The 23,603-nt window shown below is 30.0% G+C and carries 26 protein-coding genes and 1 other annotated feature; of the genes, 14 read left to right on the top strand and 12 right to left on the bottom strand.

Translation table 11 applies throughout. The features are described from left to right. Positions 1-55: 55 nt before the first annotated feature. Positions 56-1,396 carry a hypothetical protein gene (locus tag BSD9I1_RS12855; protein ID WP_186430645.1) on the top strand — a complete coding sequence of 447 codons (1,341 nt, stop codon included), beginning with the start codon at positions 56-58 and terminating at the stop codon, positions 1,394-1,396. A 140-nt stretch (positions 1,397-1,536) separates the two neighbouring features. On the opposite strand, the gene BSD9I1_RS12850 is transcribed toward BSD9I1_RS12855, so the two are convergent. Continuing rightward, on the bottom strand, positions 1,537-4,227 hold the full coding sequence (locus BSD9I1_RS12850) for an SBBP repeat-containing protein (RefSeq protein WP_186430644.1): 2,691 nt from the start codon (positions 4,225-4,227) through the stop codon (positions 1,537-1,539). A gap of 206 nt (positions 4,228-4,433) precedes the next feature. Continuing rightward, complete coding sequence (locus tag BSD9I1_RS12845) at positions 4,434-4,850, bottom strand: carboxymuconolactone decarboxylase family protein (RefSeq protein ID WP_035309173.1); 417 nt, start codon at positions 4,848-4,850, stop codon at positions 4,434-4,436. A gap of 140 nt (positions 4,851-4,990) precedes the next feature. On the opposite strand from BSD9I1_RS12845, the gene BSD9I1_RS12840 reads away from it, so the two are divergent. Continuing rightward, the gene (locus BSD9I1_RS12840) at positions 4,991-5,437 is read left to right on the top strand and encodes an Lrp/AsnC family transcriptional regulator (protein WP_186430643.1); all 447 of its coding nucleotides are present in this window, start codon (positions 4,991-4,993) and stop codon (positions 5,435-5,437) included. 66 nt (positions 5,438-5,503) lie between these two features. Continuing rightward, positions 5,504-5,760, top strand: a binding site (T-box leader). Between the two features lie 121 nt (positions 5,761-5,881). After that, positions 5,882-7,225, top strand: a complete 1,344-nt coding sequence (brnQ, locus tag BSD9I1_RS12835; RefSeq protein WP_186430642.1) for a branched-chain amino acid transport system II carrier protein — start codon at positions 5,882-5,884, stop codon at positions 7,223-7,225. Positions 7,226-7,755: 530 nt separating this feature from the next. Here brnQ and BSD9I1_RS12830 read toward each other — a convergent pair. The 3 genes from BSD9I1_RS12830 to BSD9I1_RS12820 all read right to left on the bottom strand — a co-directional run bounded on the left by BSD9I1_RS12830 (position 7,756) and on the right by BSD9I1_RS12820 (position 9,594). Further along, complete coding sequence (locus BSD9I1_RS12830; protein ID WP_186430641.1) at positions 7,756-8,205, bottom strand: DUF523 domain-containing protein; 450 nt, start codon at positions 8,203-8,205, stop codon at positions 7,756-7,758. 59 nt (positions 8,206-8,264) lie between these two features. Beyond that, positions 8,265-9,320, bottom strand: coding sequence for a sensor domain-containing diguanylate cyclase (locus BSD9I1_RS12825; RefSeq protein ID WP_186430640.1), 1,056 nt, complete (start codon positions 9,318-9,320; stop codon positions 8,265-8,267). A gap of 112 nt (positions 9,321-9,432) precedes the next feature. After that, complete coding sequence (locus BSD9I1_RS12820; RefSeq protein WP_186430639.1) at positions 9,433-9,594, bottom strand: hypothetical protein; 162 nt, start codon at positions 9,592-9,594, stop codon at positions 9,433-9,435. 180 nt (positions 9,595-9,774) lie between these two features. Between BSD9I1_RS12820 and BSD9I1_RS12815 the strand changes: the two genes are divergently transcribed. Next, positions 9,775-10,728 carry an RsmB/NOP family class I SAM-dependent RNA methyltransferase gene (locus BSD9I1_RS12815; RefSeq protein ID WP_186430638.1) on the top strand — a complete coding sequence of 318 codons (954 nt, stop codon included), beginning with the start codon at positions 9,775-9,777 and terminating at the stop codon, positions 10,726-10,728. Here the strand turns inward: BSD9I1_RS12815 and BSD9I1_RS12810 are convergent, their stop codons facing one another. Continuing rightward, positions 10,729-11,652 (bottom strand): ribonuclease Z, encoded by a 924-nt coding sequence (locus BSD9I1_RS12810; protein ID WP_186430637.1) that lies wholly within the window; start codon positions 11,650-11,652, stop codon positions 10,729-10,731. 171 nt (positions 11,653-11,823) lie between these two features. Here BSD9I1_RS12810 and BSD9I1_RS12805 point away from each other — a divergent pair, with 171 nt between their 5' ends. From BSD9I1_RS12805 to BSD9I1_RS12790, 4 genes are all read left to right on the top strand, one after another. Beyond that, on the top strand, positions 11,824-13,215 hold the full coding sequence (locus BSD9I1_RS12805; RefSeq protein ID WP_186430636.1) for an MATE family efflux transporter: 1,392 nt from the start codon (positions 11,824-11,826) through the stop codon (positions 13,213-13,215). Between the two features lie 124 nt (positions 13,216-13,339). Next, positions 13,340-13,564 (top strand): hypothetical protein, encoded by a 225-nt coding sequence (locus BSD9I1_RS12800; RefSeq protein WP_186430635.1) that lies wholly within the window; start codon positions 13,340-13,342, stop codon positions 13,562-13,564. A 189-nt stretch (positions 13,565-13,753) separates the two neighbouring features. After that, a complete protein-coding gene (locus BSD9I1_RS12795) occupies positions 13,754-14,617 on the top strand; it encodes an MBL fold metallo-hydrolase (protein WP_186430634.1) in 864 nt (287 codons plus the stop codon). Between the two features lie 201 nt (positions 14,618-14,818). Then, positions 14,819-15,385, top strand: coding sequence for an NUDIX hydrolase (locus BSD9I1_RS12790; RefSeq protein WP_186430633.1), 567 nt, complete (start codon positions 14,819-14,821; stop codon positions 15,383-15,385). Between the two features lie 103 nt (positions 15,386-15,488). On the opposite strand, the gene BSD9I1_RS12785 is transcribed toward BSD9I1_RS12790, so the two are convergent. The 3 genes from BSD9I1_RS12785 to BSD9I1_RS12775 all read right to left on the bottom strand — a co-directional run bounded on the left by BSD9I1_RS12785 (position 15,489) and on the right by BSD9I1_RS12775 (position 17,991). Beyond that, positions 15,489-16,475, bottom strand: a complete 987-nt coding sequence (locus tag BSD9I1_RS12785; RefSeq protein WP_186430632.1) for a GIY-YIG nuclease family protein — start codon at positions 16,473-16,475, stop codon at positions 15,489-15,491. Positions 16,476-16,651: 176 nt separating this feature from the next. Next, complete coding sequence (locus tag BSD9I1_RS18940) at positions 16,652-17,218, bottom strand: hypothetical protein (protein WP_052085747.1); 567 nt, start codon at positions 17,216-17,218, stop codon at positions 16,652-16,654. 149 nt (positions 17,219-17,367) lie between these two features. Next, on the bottom strand, positions 17,368-17,991 hold the full coding sequence (locus BSD9I1_RS12775; RefSeq protein WP_242966469.1) for a hypothetical protein: 624 nt from the start codon (positions 17,989-17,991) through the stop codon (positions 17,368-17,370). Positions 17,992-18,166: 175 nt separating this feature from the next. On the opposite strand from BSD9I1_RS12775, the gene BSD9I1_RS12770 reads away from it, so the two are divergent. The 6 genes from BSD9I1_RS12770 to BSD9I1_RS12745 all read left to right on the top strand — a co-directional run bounded on the left by BSD9I1_RS12770 (position 18,167) and on the right by BSD9I1_RS12745 (position 21,260). Next, on the top strand, positions 18,167-18,490 hold the full coding sequence (locus BSD9I1_RS12770) for a hypothetical protein (RefSeq protein ID WP_035309150.1): 324 nt from the start codon (positions 18,167-18,169) through the stop codon (positions 18,488-18,490). Positions 18,491-18,512: 22 nt separating this feature from the next. Continuing rightward, complete coding sequence (locus tag BSD9I1_RS12765; protein WP_186430631.1) at positions 18,513-18,896, top strand: 4-fold beta flower protein; 384 nt, start codon at positions 18,513-18,515, stop codon at positions 18,894-18,896. 20 nt (positions 18,897-18,916) lie between these two features. After that, on the top strand, positions 18,917-19,375 hold the full coding sequence (locus tag BSD9I1_RS12760) for a hypothetical protein (RefSeq protein ID WP_186430630.1): 459 nt from the start codon (positions 18,917-18,919) through the stop codon (positions 19,373-19,375). Between the two features lie 62 nt (positions 19,376-19,437). Beyond that, positions 19,438-19,632 (top strand): DUF4250 domain-containing protein, encoded by a 195-nt coding sequence (locus BSD9I1_RS12755; protein ID WP_186430629.1) that lies wholly within the window; start codon positions 19,438-19,440, stop codon positions 19,630-19,632. Between the two features lie 138 nt (positions 19,633-19,770). Further along, positions 19,771-20,484 (top strand): superoxide dismutase, encoded by a 714-nt coding sequence (locus tag BSD9I1_RS12750; RefSeq protein WP_052085746.1) that lies wholly within the window; start codon positions 19,771-19,773, stop codon positions 20,482-20,484. Positions 20,485-20,720: 236 nt separating this feature from the next. Then, positions 20,721-21,260, top strand: coding sequence for a hypothetical protein (locus tag BSD9I1_RS12745; protein ID WP_186430628.1), 540 nt, complete (start codon positions 20,721-20,723; stop codon positions 21,258-21,260). Between the two features lie 115 nt (positions 21,261-21,375). Here the strand turns inward: BSD9I1_RS12745 and BSD9I1_RS12740 are convergent, their stop codons facing one another. Genes BSD9I1_RS12740 through BSD9I1_RS12730 form a run of 3 tightly spaced genes read right to left on the bottom strand, consistent with a single transcriptional unit; the run spans position 21,376 to position 23,598 of the window. Continuing rightward, complete coding sequence (locus BSD9I1_RS12740) at positions 21,376-22,062, bottom strand: ABC-2 transporter permease (RefSeq protein ID WP_186430627.1); 687 nt, start codon at positions 22,060-22,062, stop codon at positions 21,376-21,378. 13 nt (positions 22,063-22,075) lie between these two features. Next, positions 22,076-22,726 carry an ABC-2 transporter permease gene (locus BSD9I1_RS12735; protein WP_186430626.1) on the bottom strand — a complete coding sequence of 217 codons (651 nt, stop codon included), beginning with the start codon at positions 22,724-22,726 and terminating at the stop codon, positions 22,076-22,078. 11 nt (positions 22,727-22,737) lie between these two features. After that, entirely contained in the window at positions 22,738-23,598 is an 861-nt protein-coding gene (locus BSD9I1_RS12730) for an ABC transporter ATP-binding protein (protein WP_186430625.1), read from the bottom strand. Positions 23,599-23,603 lie beyond the last annotated feature (5 nt).

Here is a 23,603-nt window from a genome sequence, read left to right as displayed (position 1 = left end):
ATATGATATATATAACAGCAATGAAATTGCCAAAAGTATTAGGGAGGAGCTAACAATGAAAGGAAATCTCAGAGGAACTATTTTAAAAATGGCAATACCGGTAGCATTGATAGGAGGAGCGTTTGTTTTAGAGCATATGTTTAATGCTAAGGCAGAAGATTTTACAAATAGTATAAAGGTTATTTCAGAAAATAATTCTCAAATTTCAATAGTAGATGATAAGCCTTTAGAAATTGTAGATAAAAAATCCTATGGAAATATACAAGGTGTGTCAGAAAGTTATGGATTTATAAGTAACAATGAAACTTTGGTAGGAATAGGGTTAAACAAGGAAGAGTTTTATAAAAAGTATACAAAAGATTCTAATAAAATGACAATGGAAGAAGAAGACAATGCTTATGAAGATATGTATGGTAAAGTATACAAAATTAATTTAGACACTCTTGAAAAAACTCCTATAAAGATAAATAACAAATTGATATCTAATAGGTTAGTAATGGCAGGGCTTTCACCAGATAGAACAAAATTTAACTTTCATGATTTATCTAAAGTATACAATTATAATTTAACAAGAGATAATTTTCAGATTGTAAAAGATGTAAATATAGCAGAAGAGGAACATGGCAATTGGTCTCAGGATTCAAAGTATTTTATGGGCTATAAGGATGGAGACTTAGAACTTTATAATACTGAAACGAGAACAACTAAAATAGTAAAAGTAAAAAGTGATAACTTGTATATAAGCGCAATTCCAAGCTTTTATAGTGAAAATGGGGAAGAAATATATTTTATAGGGGAAGAAAAACAAAAGAGTTTTGGCAAAGGTGACCCAAGAAGGCAAGGAATATATAAGGTGAATTCAAATACAGGTAAAATTGAAGATGTTATGATACTTCCTTATGTAGATAGAACTAGTAATAAATTTGGGAAATCAAATTATAAAGAAAACTGCATACCTTCAGTTGAGTATTATGTATTAGATGAGGGAAAGAGGATATTATTTGAAGGGATTTTAGATGATGTAGATGGTACTTATATTTATGATGTGGAAAAGAAAGAATTTCATATGACTATAACTCATATAGACTCCAAAGAAGGATCCTTTTCATCACCTTGTTACTTATCTCCTGATAAAACTAAGGTTGTATATATGAATAGAGCAAATGAAAATGGGAAAGAGGTTTGGAATCTTTATGCAGCTAAGGTAAATGGTAATTCCTTTACAAGCAGAGTCCTTATAAAAAAGGATATAAACTTAGCAAGCTCTTTGTCTAATATTGTACAGTGGTCACAGGATAGCAAGAAAATTTTATTTTTTAGCACAGGTGAAGTAGAAGTTAAAAATGGATTTGCAATCAATGATAAATCAGTTGTTAATTTGATAACATTTAAATAGGCAAATGCCACATTTTTAATGATGAATAGACATCATTGCAGAACGTATAAGAGAGGAATTTCGCTTTATCAAAATTCCTCGGATTATTTAACTTTTGAGATAAAACAAATTTTTTAGAATAATGTTGATATATAATTTTTCTAAAAGCTATCAACTATCAGCCCTCTGCTGGGTTTAGGTTGTTCATTTACTATGGTAATATTAAATGAAGACGATTCAGTATTTCCGTATAAATCTGTAGCTGTACAAGTTACTTCGGTTATGCCAACTGGGAATGATGAGCCAGATGGGGGGATAGAAATAACATTAATATCACCATCGCAGTTATCTATAGCGGTAACGGTAAAGTTTACAACAGTTGATGATTGACCGGAGGGAATCACTATCGTCATATTACCTGGGCACGTGATAACTGGAGGCTGAAGATCAAGTACAATTATTGTAAAGCTGCAAGTAATAGCATTACTACATAGATCAGTAGCTGTACAAGTAACTAAAGTATCGCCAACTGGAAATAAGGAACCGGATTCGGGATTGCAAACAATTGTAATCTCTCCACATCCTCCAGAAGCTGTTACTTTAAAGTTTATTTCAGCACCACAGATGCCGGGATAACTTGAAGCTAGTATATCACCAGGACAATTAATTATTAGCGGAGGAGTAGGGAGAGTGGCAATCTTACTTAAAAATGCATCTTTAGTGTTTGGAGCAGAACTAGGATCTATGGGTTGATAACCTGATGGTGTCATTGGGAAATTCATAGATAAAGTTTCTCCAGTTACATAGGCATTTCCAGCATTATCTACTGAAATTCCTTGCCCCAAATCATTACCGTTTCCTCCAAGATAAGTGGAATACTCAAGACAAGCAAGTCCTGATTTTAAAGTGTTAATTTTAGAAATAAAAGCATCACTGATTCCAGGGCTGGGATCTTGAGGCTGGTAAGCTGTGGATGTTGTTGGAAAATTTGTAGAAACTGTGTATCCAGTCACATAAGCGTTACCCTCATTATCTGTTGCAATTCCTGTGCCCACATCAGTGCTATTTCCCCCAAGATAAGTTGAGTATTCTAGAGAATTAAGTCCTGTTTTCAAAGTATTAATTTTAGAAACAAAAGCAGAACTGTTACCTGGAGGAAGTGTTGGCTGATAAGCTGTATCCTGTGTTGTTGGAAAATTTCTAGAATTAGCAGTTCCGGTTATATACACATTACCAGCATTATCTACCGCAATTGCCTGACCTAAATCATTTTTATTTGGTCCATCATTTCCTCCGAGATAAGTGGAATACTCAAGACAAGCAAGTCCTGATTTTAAAGTGTTAATTTTAGAAACAAAACCATTAGTAAACCCAGGGCTAGGATTTGTATTTTGATAAGCTGTAGTTTGTGTTATTGGAAAAATTGTGGACATAGTGTTTCCGGTTACATAAGCATTACCAGCATCATCTATATCAATTCCAAAAATAAAATCACTATCGTTTCCACCAAAATAAGTCGAGTACACAAATGAAGCAGGGCCTGATAATGCTAAAGTATTAATTTTAGTTATAAAGCAATCATAGCTTGTATTACTAGGATCTATAGGTTGATAAGCTGTATTTTGTGTCGTTGGAAAGTTTGTAGAAAAAGTATTTCCAGCTATATAAGCATTGCCAGCATCATCTACTGTAATGCCAATACCAGTATCGTAATTATTTCCACCAAGATAGCTAGAATATAATAGTGTTGAACCATCAGCAGAAAGTTTTGTTATAAAAGCATTAGAGTTACCAACAGGGTCAGGTCTTGTACCTTGATAAGCTGTAGACAAAATTGTTGGGAAATTACTTGATGTAGTTCGTCCAGTTATATAAGCAAAGCCATTATTATCTATAGCAATGTCACGTGCCTCATCTTCAAGATCTCCACCAAGATATGTGAAATAAATAAGAGAATTAGGACCAGAAGCTTTAGTATTAACTTTTATAACAAATGCATCCATTCCACCAGTATCAGTAAAAGCTCCAGGGGTGGGTTGGAAATCTGTTGAAAGAGTTTTTCCAACTACATAAGCATTGCCATTATTATCTACATCTATACCAAAGCCTACATCTTCACCATTACCACCAATATAAGTTGAGTATTGAAGCCCAGGATCAATAACGAGTAGATGGTTTTTATCATAACTATCCTCAAGTTGGAAATTAAATATACTTTTATCTTTTAAAACAAAGTTACTTTCTATCATAACCTTTGTATCTTCAATAAATTGATAACTTATAGGTTTTTTGTCAAGTACAGGACCAAGTGCAGTTGAGATTATCATATTACCTTGTTTATCTAATGCAACACCATCAACACCAAGATATAGAAGTTTAATATCATCTAAAGAAGCATTAGGATAAAGTACAAATTCATACTTAAGCTCGCCTTTAACACTGTAAAATACTAAATCTATATTTGGCCATAAATTATTATAAATAATTTTTTCATAGGTAGGTAATTCTTTATACCATTTATCTGGAGTATTTCCTTTAAGATAATTAATTTTACTGCTGCATTGAGACTGACATAGTATTTCCACATTCTCATTAGCATCTAAAAATTTTAAATAAAAAGCAACACCTTTGATGTTTTCTAAATTTTCTACATCTCCTTCATTCTCTGAAGTACGTTCTATTTTAACAAAGCTAAATATTGCTTCTTGTGAAGTAAGATAACAAGAAAAATTTCCGTTTGAAGTATAATACTTAACCTTATTATCTAGTTGTCCACAATTTTTAATAAAAAAAGAAGATATATTTTTGATAAGGTTTTCAGAGGGCAATATTTGCTGAATGTTATTTTCCATATACATTAATTCACCTCATTTTAAATTAGCAAATCTATCATTTTTATATGATATTTTGTTTAAAGCATAAAAATAAACAAATTTATTACTTTATAGTAGTATATTACGGAAATGTTAATGAAGTGTTACCTAAAAGTATTTCATAAAAGGATTAAAATGAGGTAAATTTACAACTATATAACAGAGAAGTAGCAAGAAATTAGATATTATATTGAACAATTTGGCTGTAAATCAAGTAATGCTCCAAATTTTTGAGAAGCTGTAATAAAGCACATTAATGCAAAGAGCTCAGAGATTTCTTTGTCATCAAACTCTTCTTTTAATGCACTAAAATGTGTATTATCAAAAGATATATTTTTAGAGAACATATCTGCAAATTTAACAGCTATTAAAACTTTTAAATTAGAAATATTGTTAGATGGTCTACCTTTTGCCATACAATATTGACAGCCATTATTAAATGCAAGAGTACGCCGTACCTCTTCTTTTAGCTCGGCACTAAAAGTATTGGAGTTGAATATGCTATTTTCGAGATCAGTCCATTTTTTTAATATATCTTTGTTATGACCTAGTAATTGCTGAAATGGTGTACAACCTTCATGTGAGAAAACTATTCTTGTCATATTAAATCTCCTTTATTAATATTAATTTTATTTTGTATAATATATTATATATAAAATAAAATTTGTATTGTATTTCATATGATATATAATATAGAAGTATATATACCAATTGAAACAATTATAAGAAGGAATGATTACAAATGAAATTTGATGAAATTGATATGTTAATCTTATCAGAATTACAGAAAAATAGTAGATTATCAATTAGAGAATTGTCAAAACGAATTAATCTTTCACCGCCATCTGTTACTGAAAGGGTGAAAAAACTTGAGGATTATGGGATAATCGAAGGATATACAATTAAAATAAATAAGAAAAAACTTGGATTAACTATTGATTGTATAATAAAAGTTACTATGAAAAACGGGGAATATGAAAGATTTAAGGCATTTATAAAAGAGTATAAAAGAAGCGAATGGGGTTATAGAATTGCTGGGAATAGTTGTTTTTTAATCAAGCTATCTGTTAAAACTTTAAGTGAAATAGAAGAATTTATTGATGAAATATCATCATATGCCATAACAATAACTAATATCGCTTTTTCAGAGATTAAGGTGAATAATGATATTAGTAAGTTTTTATTTTAACAAAATTAATTATTGACAGACTTTAGCATATATGATATAAAATATGTAAGTCAATTAAATACACATGTAAATTCTATGAAGAGAAAAAGTAATCTATTTTATTGTCCCACAGAGAGTTGGCATTTTGCTGAAAGCCAATGTTCAAAGAATAGTTGAAAATCATCTCTGAGAAGCAAAGCTGAAGGTTATTTAGTAAGCGATGTAGGTAGTCCACCTTTAAAAGGAACACGTATTATAATGTACGTTGATGAGTGTTATGAATTAATTGTTATATATTAATTTATGGAACTAGGGTGGTAGCGCGAGTATAACTCGTCCCTTATATAGGGACGAGTTTTTTATTTTTTAAAAATAAGAAGTAAAAGGGGGGATGATTATGGAAAGTGATATTGATATTATAATCTGTAATCATAAATTAAAAAATATAAATCGGGGGTTTTTAAAATGGAAAAAATGGATAGAAAGAATTTATTATTTGTAAGTTTAATGATATTTTCAATGTTTTTTGGAGCAGGTAATTTAATATTTCCACCACAATTAGGACAATTATCAGGAACAAATATGCTGGTATCAATGGGAGGGTTTTTAATTTCAGCAGTAGGACTACCAATACTTGCAATTGCTGTAGTTGCTAAAGCAGGTGGGCTTCATATACTAGCAAGTCGTGTGCATCCGACTTTTGCACTTGCATTTACTCTTTTAATTTACTTATCAATAGGACCTTTTTTAGGAATACCTAGAGCAGCAAGTTTAGCTTTCGAAATGGGGATTTCACCATTTTTATCAAGTACATTAACTACTAGTAAATTGCCATTATTTATATATACTTTAGTTTACTTTGGAATAGCCTTTTGGTTATGTATGTCACCATCAAAGCTTGTAGATAGATTTGGAAAAATTTTAACACCTACATTATTAGTTTTAATAACAAGTATATTTGTTTTTAGTTTATTTAAGCCTATAGGAACATTTTCAGCACCAAGTGGTGACTATGCTGAGTTTCCTTTACTTAAGGGATTTTTAGATGGATATATGACAATGGATGCTATAGCAGCACTTAACTTTGGTATAGTAATTTCTATTGCTCTTCAGCAAATGGGGGTAACACAAGAAAGAGCTATTGTATCAAATACAATAAAAGCAGGGGCTATAGCAGGTCTGTTTTTAACAATAATATATGGAATGCTTGCCTATTTAGGAGCTACTTCACAGACAAGATTTGGAGCAACTGAAAATGGAGCTCAAACACTTACAAATGTAGTATTTTACTTATTTGGGCAAAATGGATCAGTTATATTAGGACTTATATTTTCACTTGCTTGCTTAACAACATCTGTGGGACTTTTAACATCTTGCAGCCAATATTTTACAAAATTAATGCCAAAGGTTTCATATAAAACATGGGTTACAATACTAGCAGTATCCAGTATGATGTTTGCAAATGTAGGGCTTACACAAATACTTAAATTTTCAGTCCCAGCATTAACAGCAATATATCCAATGGCAATTGTTCTTATGATACTTGCATTTGCTAATGATTTCTTCAAGGGAAATACTTATGTGTATTTATTTACTATGATATTTACTTCTGTTGTTAGCATTTTAGATGCGTTAGGACAATTTGGATTAAAGTTTGATGTACTTAACAGCCTACCTCTTTATTCTAAGGGACTTGGTTGGATAGTTCCAGCATTAGTTGGCGCTTTAGTAGGATTTGTTTTTGGAGGATTTAGCAATAAGAATGCTGAAGAAAAGACTACTTTAGAATCTAATAAGGTAGGAGCATAATTTATAAATAAAGCCGTTTTAAAGCTTATTCAATGTCTTCTACGATGAAAATTCTATACTCCCAGAGTATTAAAAAGTTCTTCATGTGAACTACTGTAGGAAGAAATTCAGCTAAATGAATTTCTAATAACTGAATTTCTAAGATATTTTAGAAATTAGCGCATAAAAATCTTTTAGGACGGCAGTCCTTAATGTTACAAGAACTTACACTAAATAAACAAAAAACTTACAAGTTAAAGATGAGGTAGTGCAATAAAAGATTTCTGATTTTAAGGCGCCGTATAGAGTCTTCTACTGTTTGAGCTGTAGGCCAGTTTAGAAGGCTTAGGCGCCTTAAAAGGAAGAAATATTAGAGTTTTTTTGCGTAGCGAACGGTTGCATAATTTATAGAAATCTATGATTTCGTTATAAATTAGCGCATCTCAGTGTGCTGAGATGTTTCATTAATTATACAAATCCCATGCAATAGGTTCAATATTAAAAACGTGGCAATATCCTTTAATTGTCAATAAGGTTATGTAATGCAGTTATCACTTCTCAAATAGTCCAGCTTCTAAATCATTTTCTGTATACACTTCAAATCCGCTTTTAATTAAAAGCTCTGTGGTAAAACCATTTCCTTTTATTAATTTGCCTGAAAATGTACCATCATATATAGAACCACAGCCACAGGAAGGACTTTTAGATTTTAATATTGCCTTTTTAATACCTATAGCTTTTGCAACTGCTAAAGTCTTTTCTGCACCAGTCATAAATTCTTTAGTTAAATCTTCTCCATCTTTATTAACTATTTTTTTATTACCATTTTTGCCTACAACAATTTCACAAGGCACTCTTGGAGTAGATAATCCTGCTAACTGTTCTGGACATACTGCTATAGCTTTACCTTCTTTAACTAAGTTTAATATATCTTTATTTTCATTGTTATACCCATCATATCTGCAATTAACTCCAGCTAAACATGAACTTACTAAATACATTTTGTAACATCTCCTTTTATAATTTTGTATAGAATCATTAACTAGATACTAAAATGATGTTATGCATCTATAACTTTATTTTTTCCTGTATTTTTAGCTAAGTATAATCTATCATCGGCTTTGTCTAGAAGATCTCTGACAGTTTGTCCGTCGTTAGGATAATAACTAATTCCAAAACTACAAGTAATTTTTATTAATTTACTATTTAGCTTGATTACATTTTCAGTAATCTGATTACGAATATCTTCTATTTGATTATATATATTTGATATGTCTTCTTTATGAACACAAGCTATAAATTCTTCTCCACCGTAGCGTGCTAAAATATTGCCTTTTAAAGACTTTTTTAATAAGTTAGAAGTTTTAATTAATACTTCATCTCCAAAAGAGTGACCATGGGTATCGTTTACTTTTTTAAAATTATCTATGTCAATTATTACGGTAGCAAAGGGATCCTGAGATTTCTTTAGCTTTTCATTTAAAGTATCAAAAAAGTATTTTCTATTATAAATATTAAGCAATGGATCTTTATTTGAGGATTCTAAAAGCTTGTTATATAAGGAAGCGTTTTCTAAAGCAATTCCAATTTGATTTGCGATAGACGTAATGAAAGATATAAGTTCTCCTGTAAAAAAGTCACGATATGTGTGCCCAACTATAATGTATCCTATAAAATTATTATTAAAGAAAATTGGAATTCCAACAATGGAACGAATAATTTTACTTTCATAATTTTTATATGATAAGGGCCACTTACAATTTAAAAGAAAAAATTTCTCCTTTGATAATTGAGGATAAAATAATAATTTTTCCGGTAACTGATTTGTATTCATATTAGTAGATCTAATGATAAACTCATTATTTTCTTTAGTAAGAATTGTGGAATAAGCTACTCCAAGTATTCCTATCATCATGTCATTAATCATTTGTATTAAATTTTTGTTGTATATATTAGAATTAATGTATTTACTAATTTCCACCATATTAACTAAGCAATCTAGCTTTTTTTCTAGCAATATATTTTTACTGCTTAAGTTTTGTATAACGTTTTCGGCAAGATTTTGATAAGTTTCATAGTCATGCTTTAAATTTTCATAAGACTCATTAGTATTCATATTCTACACCTCTTATGAATTAATAAATACGAAGTTTATTTTTTGTAGATACTTCAAAGTTTATATTGATATTTTTAAATATTTCATCATCTATATTTATCTTCATATTCTTTTAAACAGTGCTTGTTGCAATTTCAGTAGCATGTATAGGATATTCGGTGGGCTCAATAATATAATTTATATTTTCATAAATATATGCTTTAGATATAACAGGAATTAATTTTTTGGCATAGCCTTTATCAGAAGAGGGGCTTACTATAAATACAGGCTTCATTGTTTGCCCCAAATGATAAATATTGACTTTACAACTAAGTTAAAGTAGTTTTAACCTAATTATACCATTTAAATAGAATGTTAAAAAGGTGTTTTGATACATGCAAGCTTTTATGTATAAAAAATAAAGCACATTAATAAAATGTAATATTACACACCACAAAATATGGAGGTGGTTTACATGGAAATAAAAAATGCTGCTTATAAACTTCCGAAAGAGTTTTTAGAAACTCTCTATAATATTTATTCTCCTGTTACGGTAGATTCCATATTAAAAAGTTTTATAGATGGGCGAAAAACTACCTTAAGGGTAAATAAGTTAAAAACAACTATCAACGATGTTCAAAGAGAGCTTCGGAGTAATGGCATAGGTTTTTCAAATAGTAGTTTTTTAAAAGAAGCTTTTATATTAAATAAAGCACGAGAGTCTCAAATTACAAAACTTAATTGCTACAAGGAGGGAAGTATATATATTCAAAATCTTTCAAGTATGCTTCCGCCAATGTTTTTGGACTTAGAAAAGGGACAAACTATATTAGATATGTGTGCAGCTCCAGGTGGTAAAACTACTGAAATTGCATCAATTATAGATAATCAAGGAGAAATTACAGCAAATGAAATAAACATTATAAGACGAGAAAGACTTAAATATAATGTGCAAAAGCAAGGAGCAAGCTGTATAGAAGTAATAGGTATGGATGGTAAAGTACTCGGAGATACATTTCAAGAAAAATTTGATAGAGTTCTTTTAGATGCACCTTGTTCAGGAGAGGGGACAATTGAGCTTAAAAGACGTGAAAGCTATAAAGGATGGAGTACTAAATTTATACGTGAAAATTCAAAGCTTCAAAAAAAGCTTTTAGAAAGTGGAATTAAGGCATTAAAAAAGGGAGGGATACTTATTTATTCCACCTGTACCATTTCCCCAGAGGAGAATGAAGAAGTAGTTGATTATGCTCTAAATAAATATCCAAGTTTAAGAGTTATGAATCTAAGCATAAATGTAAAAAATTCCATACAAGGGTTAAATGTATATAAGGATAAAAAATATAATGATAATATTAAGAGGGCACTTAGGGTAATACCAAATGAAGAGATGGAAGGCTTTTTTGTATGCAAATTAAAAAAGAAATAGCTAATCTTCAAATTTTAATGTTACGGTCTTTCTATCTTCTCCAATAGAGGTGTTTTCAAATATATTTTTAGCATTATTTAAAAAGCTTTCGGGCTCCATAAGTGATGGGCTAAAGTGGGTAAGCCAAAGCTCTTTTACTTCTGCATCTTTGGATAAGGCAGCTGCTTCTGAAAAAAGCATATGGTTGTTTTCCTCTGCCTTTGAAAGTTTATCATCTTCACCATACATCCCCTCACATATAAATAAATCTGAATTTTTTACAAAGGGTATAATAGAAGGTATAGGACGACTATCCGTTAAATAACTAATCTTTATGCCCTTTCTACTTTCACCAAGTACCATATCTGGTGTATATATTTTCCCTTCAAATTTTATATCTTCTCCTCTTTGTAAAGTATTCCAAAGCTTCAGTGGAACATTATATTGGGTGGCTTTTTCTTTATTAAATTTATTCTTTCTATTTACAGTTATGCTGTACCCTAAACATGGAGAAGTATGCTGAAGGGGAAGAGCATAAATATCTAAATCTCCTAATTCAAATAGCTTATCTTCATAACAACTTTCATCAAAGGGAAGTTCTACAAGGTCAAGAGAATATGGTAAATAAGGAGATACTACAGTAAGACCATCTATGACTTTAGATAAACCTTCAGGGCCAATTATAGTCAAAGGAGTTTCTCTACCTGAATTTCCAATGGTAAGCAGCAGTCCAGGAAGCCCTATAACATGATCTGCATGGAAATGAGTTAAACATATAACATCTATATCTTTAAATCCCCATCCTAAAAGCTTCATAGAAACTTGGGCGCCTTCGCCACAATCTATAAGTACTTTATGACCTTTATAAGATAAGAGTAATGAAGAAAGATATCTATAAGGGGTAGGCATACTGCCGCCGCAGCCTAATAAACATACATCAAGCATTTATAATCACCTCTAAAAATATTATAAAGGATATCTTATATAATTATACATAGTTGCAAGGAATAAAGTCATTAAAGTTTTATTAAAATAACTTAGAACACATCTTCTATATTGTATTTATAAGTGATATAATTGTACAGGCTTAATTTTCGGGAATCGAGAGGTAATGTTATGGAGAATAAATTGAATTTAACAGAAGGCAATATTTTAAATATACTTATGAAGCTATCATTGCCAATTATGGGTACGTCATTTATTCAAATGTCTTGTAATCTTATTAATATGTTATATTTAGGAAGACTCAGCAGCAGCTCTGTAGCAGCAGTTGGAACAGCAGGATTTTTTACATGGCTAGCAACAGGTATAATATTTGTACCTAGAGCTGGGGCAGAAATTGGTGTATCTCAATCCATGGGAAGAAAAAAGATACAAGATGCAAAGAAATATGTACAAAATACACTGCAGCTTGATATAATTTTAGGAATCATATACGCCTTAGTACTTATAATATTTAGAAAGCAGCTTATAGGATTTTTTAATTTAGGAGATAAAAACATAATCCATATGGCAGAAACCTATCTTACAGTTATTTCTTTAGGTATGAGCTTTTATTTTATAAATCCTGTATTTACAGGAATATTTAATGGATATGGAGATAGTAAAACTCCTTTTAAAATAAATACTGTAGGACTTTTAATAAATATAGTTGTAGACCCATTTATAATATTTGGTATAGGGCCTTTTCCAGCCCTTGGAGTAGTAGGGGCAGCTATAGGTACAGTGATGGGACAATTTGTAGTAACAATCATATTTTTATATAATATATTTAAGAAAACAGACTTATTTAATGAGGTACACATTTTTGATAAACTTGATTTGAAATTTTTGAAAAAGATATTCCATTTTGGGCTACCTATAGCATTACAAAATGTTCTGTTTACCGTATTTGCTATGTTCATTGCAAGAATAGTAGCTTCCTTTGGGGACACTGCAATTGCAGTGCAAAAGGTGGGTTCTCAAATCGAAGCATTGTCTTGGATGACTGCAGAGGGATTTGCAACAGCCATGGGTGCTTTTATAGGGCAAAATTTTGGAGCAAAGAAATGGGATAGAATAAACAAGGGATATACTACAGCTATGATTGGAATAAGTACTGTAGGTATAGCTACTTCATTACTTTTAATACTAGGGGGAAGGGCACTATTTGCAGTATTCATACCTGAAGCAGATGTTATTCCATATGGAGCAGATTATTTAAGGATTTTAGGATTTTCTCAGCTTCTAATGTGTTATGAAATAACTACAGCTGGGGCATTCAATGGATTAGGAAGAACCATTCCGCCAGCTGTAGTGGGAATAGTATTTACAGCTCTTAGAATACCTGGCGCAATATGGCTTTCGAAGCCAAATATGTTAGGACTTAATGGAGTGTGGTGGAGTATAAGCATAAGCAGTGTACTAAAGGGAGTGGTACTCACTTCTTATTTCCTGTATATACTTTCAAAGCAAAATAAAACTATAAAAGAAAAAGAACGAATACTACAGAAGCAAGTGGAATTTTAAGCTCCACTTGTATTTTTGTAATCATCACTTGCAAGGATTCGTATTATATTTTCAAAATATGTTATAAAATAATGTCATTTGATAAATCATAATTCTATAAATAAAATAGGAGAGTGGTTATCATATGGATGGAAAAATAATAATTGACAAATTAATAGATACACTGGAGGCAAAGGGTGAAATAAGTTTCAATGATGGAGAAAAGGAGTTATTTATTCAAACCGTGGACGACAAAGAGGGTTATTCTTATGTAAGCAGTACAAATCAGGAATTTATAAGCAGCAGAGATGCCGTGGAATGGGCAGTTGAAGAATTGAATGGTATTGATAATATAATGACTTGGGAATGAATCTGAATTATTTAATTGTTTATTAACTAGGGTATTTTACTCTAGTTTTATTTTTAATATGTATCTTTGAAATATATTAAATCAGCAGTTTTGAATATTGTTACAGAAGATGATAATATAGTTATATCATTTAGAAATTAATTTTTAAATTATATTATAGTAAGATATTTTTTGGAGGGTGGTTAGTTAATGGACAACATAATAAATGTAACAGGTGGAGAAGGTAGCAGTACCGCATTTTTGATAATTGGAGAAGATAAAACAGCATTAATTGATTGTGGAATGGCCTATTGTGCCTCTAATCTTATTAAAAATATTCAGCAGGTGCTTGATAATGGAAGAAAATTAGATTATATACTTCTCAGTCATTCTCATTACGATCATATTGGATCTGTTCCTTACTTAAGAGGGGCATGGCCTGATGTTAAAGTTATGGCAGCAGAATACGCAAAAAATGTTTTAACTAAGGAAAGTGCTTTAAAAACCATTAGAGAACTTGGCAATGGAGCGGCTGTACTTTATGGAGAAGGTCAATTGTTAAATTATGACGATAATTTAATGAAAGTAGACGAAAAGATCTCAGAAGGTGATTTTCTGGATTTAGGCGGTGCAATCATTACTGTACTAGAAACCCCTGGACATACTAAATGTTCATTATCATTTTTAGTTAATAATGAGGTTATCTTTCCAAGTGAAACATCTGGGGTTATGGGTAAGTCAGGAAAAAATTACCCTTCATTTATAATCAGCTATGACCAAACAATAGACTCTATTAAAAAATGCCAGGAAGCAAATGCAAAGTATATTGTATCTCCTCATTTGGGATTTGTAAGTGAAGATGAAGTTCCTACATATTGGGAAAAGTGCATGGAAGCTGCAAATAGGGCCAAAAATTTTGTGCTTGAATTATTTCAAGAAGGATTCGATGAAGATACAATTTTTGAAGAGTTTAAAAAGAATTTTCAGGATGAAGAGGGTAGATCTCTTCAGCCAGAGCGTGCTTTTGAGATAAATAACCGAGCTATGATAAAATCAATAATTAATAATAAGTAAAAAAGTAAAACGGTAGTACAATTAGTGCTACCGCTAATTTTTTTGTTTATTAATATAATATTCACTTGAAAGAATAAAAAATAAATCTATATTCCATAGATTATAAAGAATTATATAATAAATTTAAAAGTAAAGTATAATAGTAAGTAGGAAATAAAACTACAACAATATTTTATTAAAGAAAGTGAGGCATACATTAAAGTGAATTGGATTGAATCAATAAAAAAATATGTTCCTATCACTGCTCAAGAAGAAAAGGACAAAGAAATAACTATAAAATGTATAGGGATGTTTGATGATGTTTTAACAAGACACAATGAGTTAGTACATATGACAAGCTCTGCATTTGTAGTAAATAAAAATAGAGATAAAACCTTAATGATACATCATAATATATTTAATTCTTGGTCATGGACAGGAGGACACACAGACGGAGAGGAAGATTTATTGCTTGTTGCAATTAAAGAGCTTAAGGAAGAGGCAGGAGTAAAAAAAATTTGTCCTGTTAGCGAGGATATTGTATCATTGGATATTATACATGTACCAGGACATATAAAAAGGGGAAAGTATGTATCACCACATTTACATATATCAATTGCTTATTTAGTTGAGGCTGATGAGAACGAACCTCTTGTTATTAAACCTGATGAAAATAGCGGCGTTAAATGGATACCTATAGAAGAAATAGATACATACTCAAATGAACCTCATATGAAGAAAATATACAACAAAATAATATCTAAAACTCAAGCGTTATATAAGCCATGAACTTAAAAAATAGAAAAAATGACTAAGCTTAAAGCGGTAATAGTATGTAAAAAAGTATGCTAAAATTACTAAATTAGCATACTTTTTAAATGGATCATTAAAACTAAAATACAACCTTATCTTCTCTATTTAAGTAACAGTGAACTATTTCTGCTTCATCTAATTCTTCCTTAAGAATATAGTCCTTAATATCCAAGTCATCACAAGATAGAGTTCTCCATTTGTTTTCTATATAGTACTTAATTATATCGAATTCTAAACTTACAATTTCTTTATGTATCACCTTATAACCTATTATAAAGAATAGCTTGTATCCATTTGCAAGCTCCTCAATAAGTACCTTTCTTTGATGCTTTAAAGTGTTTATAATGAAAGAAGTTTCTCTTAAAATAACATTTAATACTTTTAAGTTATCTCTAAATTTTATGGCCTTATCAAAATCTAAATCTAAGGATGCCTCCTCCATGTTTTTTTCTATGCTTTTTAAGATAGATTCATCTTTACTATATAAAAAGTTTATAGCTTTAAATAGTTCTTTTTCATATATATCTTTAGATATATATTTTCTACAAGGAGCCAAGCATTTGCCTAAATGGAAATTCAAACACCCTTCAAAAGATTTAGTAAATGTTTTATCTTTGCAGGAACGTATTAGAATATTATCATTTATAGCATTAACTGCATCTAAAGCAGTATAATAATTTGTATATGGACCAAAGTAAAGAGAATCATCCTCTATGTTAAGACATACGTCTAATTTGGGGAATTTTTCTCTAGTAATTTTTATATAGCCATATTTTTCATAATTTTTAAGCAGCCTATTATAATGAGGCTTATACTTTTTTATTAATTTATTTTCTAAAAGCAGCGCTTCAAATTCAGTATCACATAATATGAATTCAAAATCTCTTATGTTCTTAACTAATTTTTCAACCTTGTTAGAAGGTTTTTTACCATTATAAAAATATTGTTTCACCCTATTTTTTAGGTTTTTAGATTTTCCTACATATATTATTATATCAGAGGAATCTTTCATAATATACACACCAGGATGATGAGGGAGTGCATTTGCCTTTTCTATTAAATTCATATAATCACCGAAAATATTATATCATAGGGAGAATTGTGAAGCAATTTCCTTTAGGTATTATGAGGTAGGTGCAAGGAAAGGATAATTTTAATATTGAAAAGTGCATGAAATTTTCATACTAGATGAAAATTTCATGCGATTAGCTCAATATTAAAAATGTGGTAAATTTTCTATTACTAGCATCTAAAGCTTCTTATGTCTCTTAAATCCATTCCAAAGCGGAACCATCTTCTGCCATCCCATCTCCAGCCAGCTATGGAACTGCGACCTACATAAGTTATCCACATCCAGAAGCTACTTCCTCGTCTGGGCCAAATATATGCAAATTTAAATCTGCACATTCTTATAGAACCAGAATCTACAAAGGTTTGAGCACCTCCAGTTGCTGAAAATGGTTCTGCAGGTGTACTAGATGGAGGTGGTCCACTTGGAGGTCTATCCATTTGCCTAGTTCCTCCATATCCAGGAGGTGGCATTTGCCTATAAAGCTGCCTATAGAATGGGCACATTGCTGGGCACATGAATGAATTATCATTTAGATCATATGTTTCGTCAAATTCATTAATATCATCAGTATCATCGAAGCCCCTAAAAGTATCATCATCTTTAAAATCATCTAAGTCTTCAAATGCAGTGAATTCTTCAAATTCATCATCTTCATCAAATTCATTTCGAGTATCAAAATCTTCTGGGAATTCACTTTCATCTGCTCTATAGAAATCTTTAAAATCGTTAATATACATAAATTATTCTCCTTTTTATGATTAACAATAATATAGTATGAGGATTATATGAAAAGTGTTAACTGAAAACTTCATTATTTAAAATAAAACTAAAAAATATCAATAATTTAAAGCGTACATCAAAAGGTTACTAGGAATATATATTATAATTAATAGCATCTAAAGCTTTCTATTCTTCTTAAGTCCATGCCAAAGTAAAACCATGTAAATCCATTCCAGCGCCAGCCAGCTATAGATCTTCTTCCTACAAAGGTTAACCACATCCAAAAACCTCTGCCGCGTCTAGGCCAAATATACACAAATCTAAACCTGCATCCTCGTATAGAGCCTGGATCTACTGCATAAAGTTGAGGGCCGCCTGCAGATAGTTGCTGTTGTGGGGCTACAGATGGAGGAGGGCCGCTTGGAGGTCTATTGCCTTGTCCAGGCCCACCAGGTCTACCAGGTCTACCAGGTCTACCAGGTCCACCAGGACCATCAGGTCCAGATGTGGGAGGGAAAAATGGAAATTGTCTATAAAAAGGACAAACCCCTTGACATGTAAATTTGCTATCATCAAGATCATTCATTTCGTCAAACTCATTAATATCATCGGTATCATCAAAATCTCTAAGGATATTGTCGTTTCTAAAATCATCTAACTCCTCAAATTCAGTGAATTCTTCAAATTCATCGAAAGTATCGTCTTCATCGAAATTATCCCTACTGTCAAATTCTTCAGGGAATTCACCTTCATCTGCCCTATAGAAATCTTCAAAATCATCAATATACATGATTTACTCTCCTTATTTAAGATTACCAATAATATAGTATGAAGATTGCAGAGAAAGTGTTAATTAAAACTGATATTTCTATAAAGGAATAATAAAAATATTATTAGTAAGATGTGCACTAAAAATCTATTAAGAATATTATATTATAGTAAGTATTTTAAGAGTTGGAGAATATATGTTATTTTTAGCAGGGAGAAATTTATTAAGGAATAGTTTGCTTGTACAACTATACAAGGACTTCTTTACCTATGGATATGAATTTTGCATAAGCATAGACTATAATGTTCAAGAATGTAATAGGATAGAAATAATAGCAGCACTTTATTATCTGTTTGAGAGAAGGTGGATTTTTTTTAATATTGAGAAGGATAAAACCGTATCAGCTTACATACGGGGATCGGGCATAGATGTAGTAGAAGATTTACTTTCTGAAGGTGGAGAATTATTTTTATCTCAATTATATGGAGATCTTTTGGAACGAGTAGGTGAGCCAAATTGATGAAATGTAGGAGGAGAACTTAATGGAACCTTATGAGCCTTTGTATGATAGATACAGAAACTTAGTTGCATGGGTTGTAAATAATCAATATATATTTGATGTAAACTTAAGATGGATAGCTTACATAGCTAATGGATATGTATGGAATGTAGACGAACAGTGGATAGGATCTATAAATAATTTAACACTTTTTGATAGACAAGGAAGAGTAGTGGCTTGGAGTCCAAGATTTCCAATAAGTTCTTTAGGCGGGGGAAGCTATTTTAAGGAAGAACCATTATTTCAACCAAGACCTCTTGCACCAGATAAACCTCTTATTGCAGAGGAACCTTTAAGACCTGGAAGACCGCCTAGACCACCTTCAGGATGGTCCCCTCTAACCTTTTATAAGTGGCTTAGGGGGTAATAAATAGAAGGGGGATTTAAATGATTCCTGCTCAAAATGAACTTTTAAGGCTTAATATACTATTTCAACTTTATAATGATTTGTTTAAAGTAGAAAATTACGGAGATATTCAAAGACAATTTTATAAAATTATAGGGTGTAATAAATCTCAAATACTTGCAGCTATTTATTATTTAGATTCAAGGGGATCTATAGATGCTAGAAGCACTAGAGACAAAGATGTAATTCAAATGTACATAAGAGCAAGAGGAATTGATGAAATTGAAGATAGGATAAGCAAAGGCATACTTTTTGTTTCATCTAATCAAATTATACCAATAATACTTATAAAATGGCCTGAAGAAGATAATAATTATAATAATGACGATAATAAAAGTGGTAATAATAGTAAGGATAGTAAAAAAGATAAAAGTGATAAAAAAGGAAAGGATGACAAGAAAGACAACAATGATAAAAAGGATAAAGATGATAAAAAATAAATAATGAATAATAAGTTTATTATTAGATATATGATACAAAGGATGCAAGGAGAGATAGTATTATGGATTTAGATAAAGATAAGCTTTTAAACATGGATTCGTATATATTATTTAGTGTTATAAATATGAAGCTTAGAGATGAATTTTTAAATTTAGATGATTTGTGCAAGACTTATGATATTAAAGAAAATGAGATAAAAGATAAGCTTGAAAAAGTTGGATTTCACTATAATGAAGCTGCTAATCAATTCATATAATTCAGGGTAAGAAATTTTAACATTACAAGTAAAATTAGGGCTAAAACTCTAGTTTTATTTTATTTAAAATCTTAATCATTCAACAAAAGAAATCTACTTGCATATAATATATAGGTAAAAAATTTTAAGGAGATTGCTATGGTAATAGCGGAAAAATTTGATTTTTCAACAGTAAAGGGGATAAGTCAAAAGCAGCTTGAAGAACACTATAAATTATATGAAGGATACGTAAATAAGTTAAATGAAATATGGAACATAACAAAAGATGCGGATGAATTTGAAGATCCAAATACTACTTATAGTTCTATGAGAAGTTTAAAGCTAGGAGAAACTTATGCATTAGATGGAGTAAAACTTCATGAACTTTATTTTGAAAATATAACAGGTATAGATAAGGGAAGACCTTCAGCAGAAATGTTACAACTTATAAAGAGAGATTTTATAAGTTATGATAACTTTTTAAGTTATTTAAAAAAAGTTGGCCAAAGCATGAGAGGATGGGCAATAGTTACCATAGATCACTTGGATGGAAAACTTCATATAATAGGATCAGATGCTCATGATGTAGGTGCTGTGTGGAAAAGCCATCCAGTACTTGTACTTGATGTATATGAACATGCATATTTTTATGATTTTACAACTGGAAGGGGCAAATATATAGACGTATTTCTTCAAAACATAAATTGGAATGTAGTAAATAAAAGACTTGAGGAATATAAAATACATTATGGAATTAAAGGCGTTAAAAGTGGCAAAGGTGTGATGGAAACAGAAATGAAAAAGGATAAATCTTATGCTAGATACTGCCCTAATTGGATTTTTGATGAAGAAACCATGCAAATAATAGAATAAAAAATCTTGAATTAGGATTAATGTGCTAAGAGTTAATAAATGTAACTTTGATTTGTAATGTTACATCTTCTCTAGCACTTTCCTATTTTTATCGTAAAACATAGCAAAGTTGTTTTTATTTTAATAGAAGTTTATATAGAGAGATATTCAGCTTGTGTAAAATATTGACATAAAAATTTTAATAAAATATACTTAAGGTGATATTAGCGGAGTTATGAAAGGAAGTTAGCATGTTTATGAAAAAATCAAGTGCATGTGTAATTATTATTTTAATTTTAATATTGGGAATTTGTAGTTTTATTTTAATTCGAGAGCAAAGTAGCATAAACCAATATGCTCAATGTATGTTAAATGGTACTCAGGCACAGGGAACTATTGGATTTTTAGATTTAGGCACTAGTGATAAAGTGTTAATAAAAAACATAGGACAACCTGAATTGAAATCTGAAGAAGTTATATGGATATCAGACGGACTAGAACATCAAACATGGAAATATGAGGATAAAGGTATTGAAGTAGGTATGATAAGAAATAAAAAGGAACAGCAAGTATGGAGTATAAAAATAACAAGTCCATGTAATTATAAAACAAGAGAAGATATTGGGATAGGAAGTACTAGAAGAGAAGTACTTAATAAATATAAAGATAGAATAAATGAAGAGCATAGCTTTGGAAATCAAGATATAGCAGTTATAGGATCGATTTATAATGGAACAATATTTCACTTTGAAAGAGATAAAGTTGATTCAATATTCATAGGTGCTGGGGCAGAGTAATGAATATCACAATCTAAAAAATTAGATGATATATTTTAAATAAAAATTATAAAAAACCTTGGAAATCCAAAGTTCTTTATAATATAAATCATAATTTTAAGATTTGTAATAGCTATTAATCCAAATCCCTAGCAGTATATAATTTTATTGACAACATACAGGATAATGTAACAAGGCAAATGGCCATTATAGATAATGAGGTAAGATAAAGTTTATAATTAACTTTTATATTATTTAACATATTTTGTACCGCTGATAGAGGTACTTTTTTTATTGTTTTACTAAGTATAGTAGGAAATATTACTATTGAACACCATATGAGTACTCTATATACTCCAAACATTTTTTTCCCTATTTTAAAGTATAAGGGGTAGTACATTGAGAAAGTTACTCCAATAAATATAAAGGATAATAATATTCCTACAATGTTTAAGGAATTTAAATTGGGAGATACAAATTTTAAGACATTTGAAAACATGAATATTGAAATAAGGTAAATCATCAGATAAATAAATAAAGATATATATTTTGATATAACTATTATACTCCTATTTATAGGCAAACTATTTAATATAATGTGAGACTTATTCTTTTCATCATATGCATCTGAATATAGTACTGAAAGACATACCATGTAAACTGCCATAAGTGTATAACAACCGTTGAATACCAATGGACTAAATCCCTCAGGTATATCTTTACTAGCAGAACCAAGGGAAAATATCATGAATATATAAAAAGTTATACCAATAATACAAATTTTCTTTTGAAGCTTTAAGTCTTTGATAATTAAATTAATCATAAATACACCCACTTTAAAAATCTTTATTAGCATATATTTTAAAAGAAAAATGCATGGATAAAATATAAATGCAAGCTAAAATTATAATACTTATAATAGTAAGAGTTGCACCATTATTATTTATAATAAAATTTAATATGTTTTTAATAAGTATCTCATCTTTATTTTGCATAATAAAATTACTAATGCTAAAAAACATAAAGAAAATTATAAAATTAAAAAGCTTGCCTAGTTTAGTTCCAAATTTCAAAAATAAAGGAATCATTATACTGCTTAATATAATCAAGGTTGATGTTATTGTCTTTATATCTGCAAAGGAAATATACCTAATTGAAAGGTCTGAAATACCTAGGAAATTAAATATTAGTGCCATTAAAGTTAAAAATATAAGGGAGAATGCAGTAAAGAAAAATATTGCTAGGTATTTAGAAACCACTACATTTTTACGGGTTAAGGGTAAACTATTTATTAATATATGTCCCTTATAAGTTTCATCATATGCTAAAGCTCCAATGGTTAACATATATCCTATTGTAACTCCAAGAATATATATAGATCCACGAGAATTAACTTGACTATTTAGTGCAAATATAATTATAAATACACATAAAAGTGGGAGCATTTTTTTCTGAATTAATATATCTTTTTTTATAAGATTAATCATAATATTCCACCTCATATTACTTTTTTTACTGTATGAACCATAATGTCTTCTAAAGAAGGTCTTTCTATAATAACATTGTTTTTAAATAAACTTCGTATTTTTGTAGTATTATCTGTGAGGGCTTCAAAACCAAAGGAATTTTCGTTAATATTTAAAAATTCTTTTTTTGTATCCCAATCTAAAAGCTCTTTACTGCCTTTAACAATGGCATACTTATCAAGGATAATATCCTTTGGCATAGAAAACACTATTTCTCCTTTGTTTATAAAGGTTATATAATCTGCAACTTTTTCTAAATCTGTGGTTATATGAGTGGAAAAAAATATGCCCTTATTTTCATCCTGAATTAAACTGTACAAAATATCTAATATTTCTCTTCGAAAAATAGGATCAAGTCCAGAGGTTGGCTCATCCATTATTATAAGCTCTGCACCATGAGATAGGGCAACGGCTAGTGAAAATTTAATTTTCATCCCTTTGGACAGTTCTTTTATTTTTTTCTTAGGATTTAAATCAAATTGTTTAATATAATTTTGAAAGCTTTTTTCATCCCAATTTATATAAAAGGGAGAAATTATTTTTTTCATTTCATTTATTGTAAGTTCTTCATAATAATAATTTTCATCATATACAAATCCTATTTTTTGTTTTATATCCTTTTCATGAGCTATATTATCTAATCCAAATATTTTAATTTCTCCTGTGTTCTTTTTTATAAGATTCATAATTAGTTTTATAGTTGTACTTTTCCCAGCACCATTAGGGCCTATAAAACCCATAATATAGCCTCTTTCTAAAGAGAAACTTATATTCTTTAATGTAAAATCATTATATTCCTTTCGTAGGTTATTAACTTCTAAAATATTATTCATAAAAT

The sequence above is a fragment of the Clostridium sp. BSD9I1 genome (genome assembly GCF_900185645.1).
In the GTDB taxonomy this organism is placed as follows: Bacteria; Bacillota; Clostridia; order Clostridiales; family Clostridiaceae; genus Clostridium_AK.
Note: the sequence above shows the minus strand (reverse complement) of the source record. Positions and strands in the feature narration are given on the sequence as shown.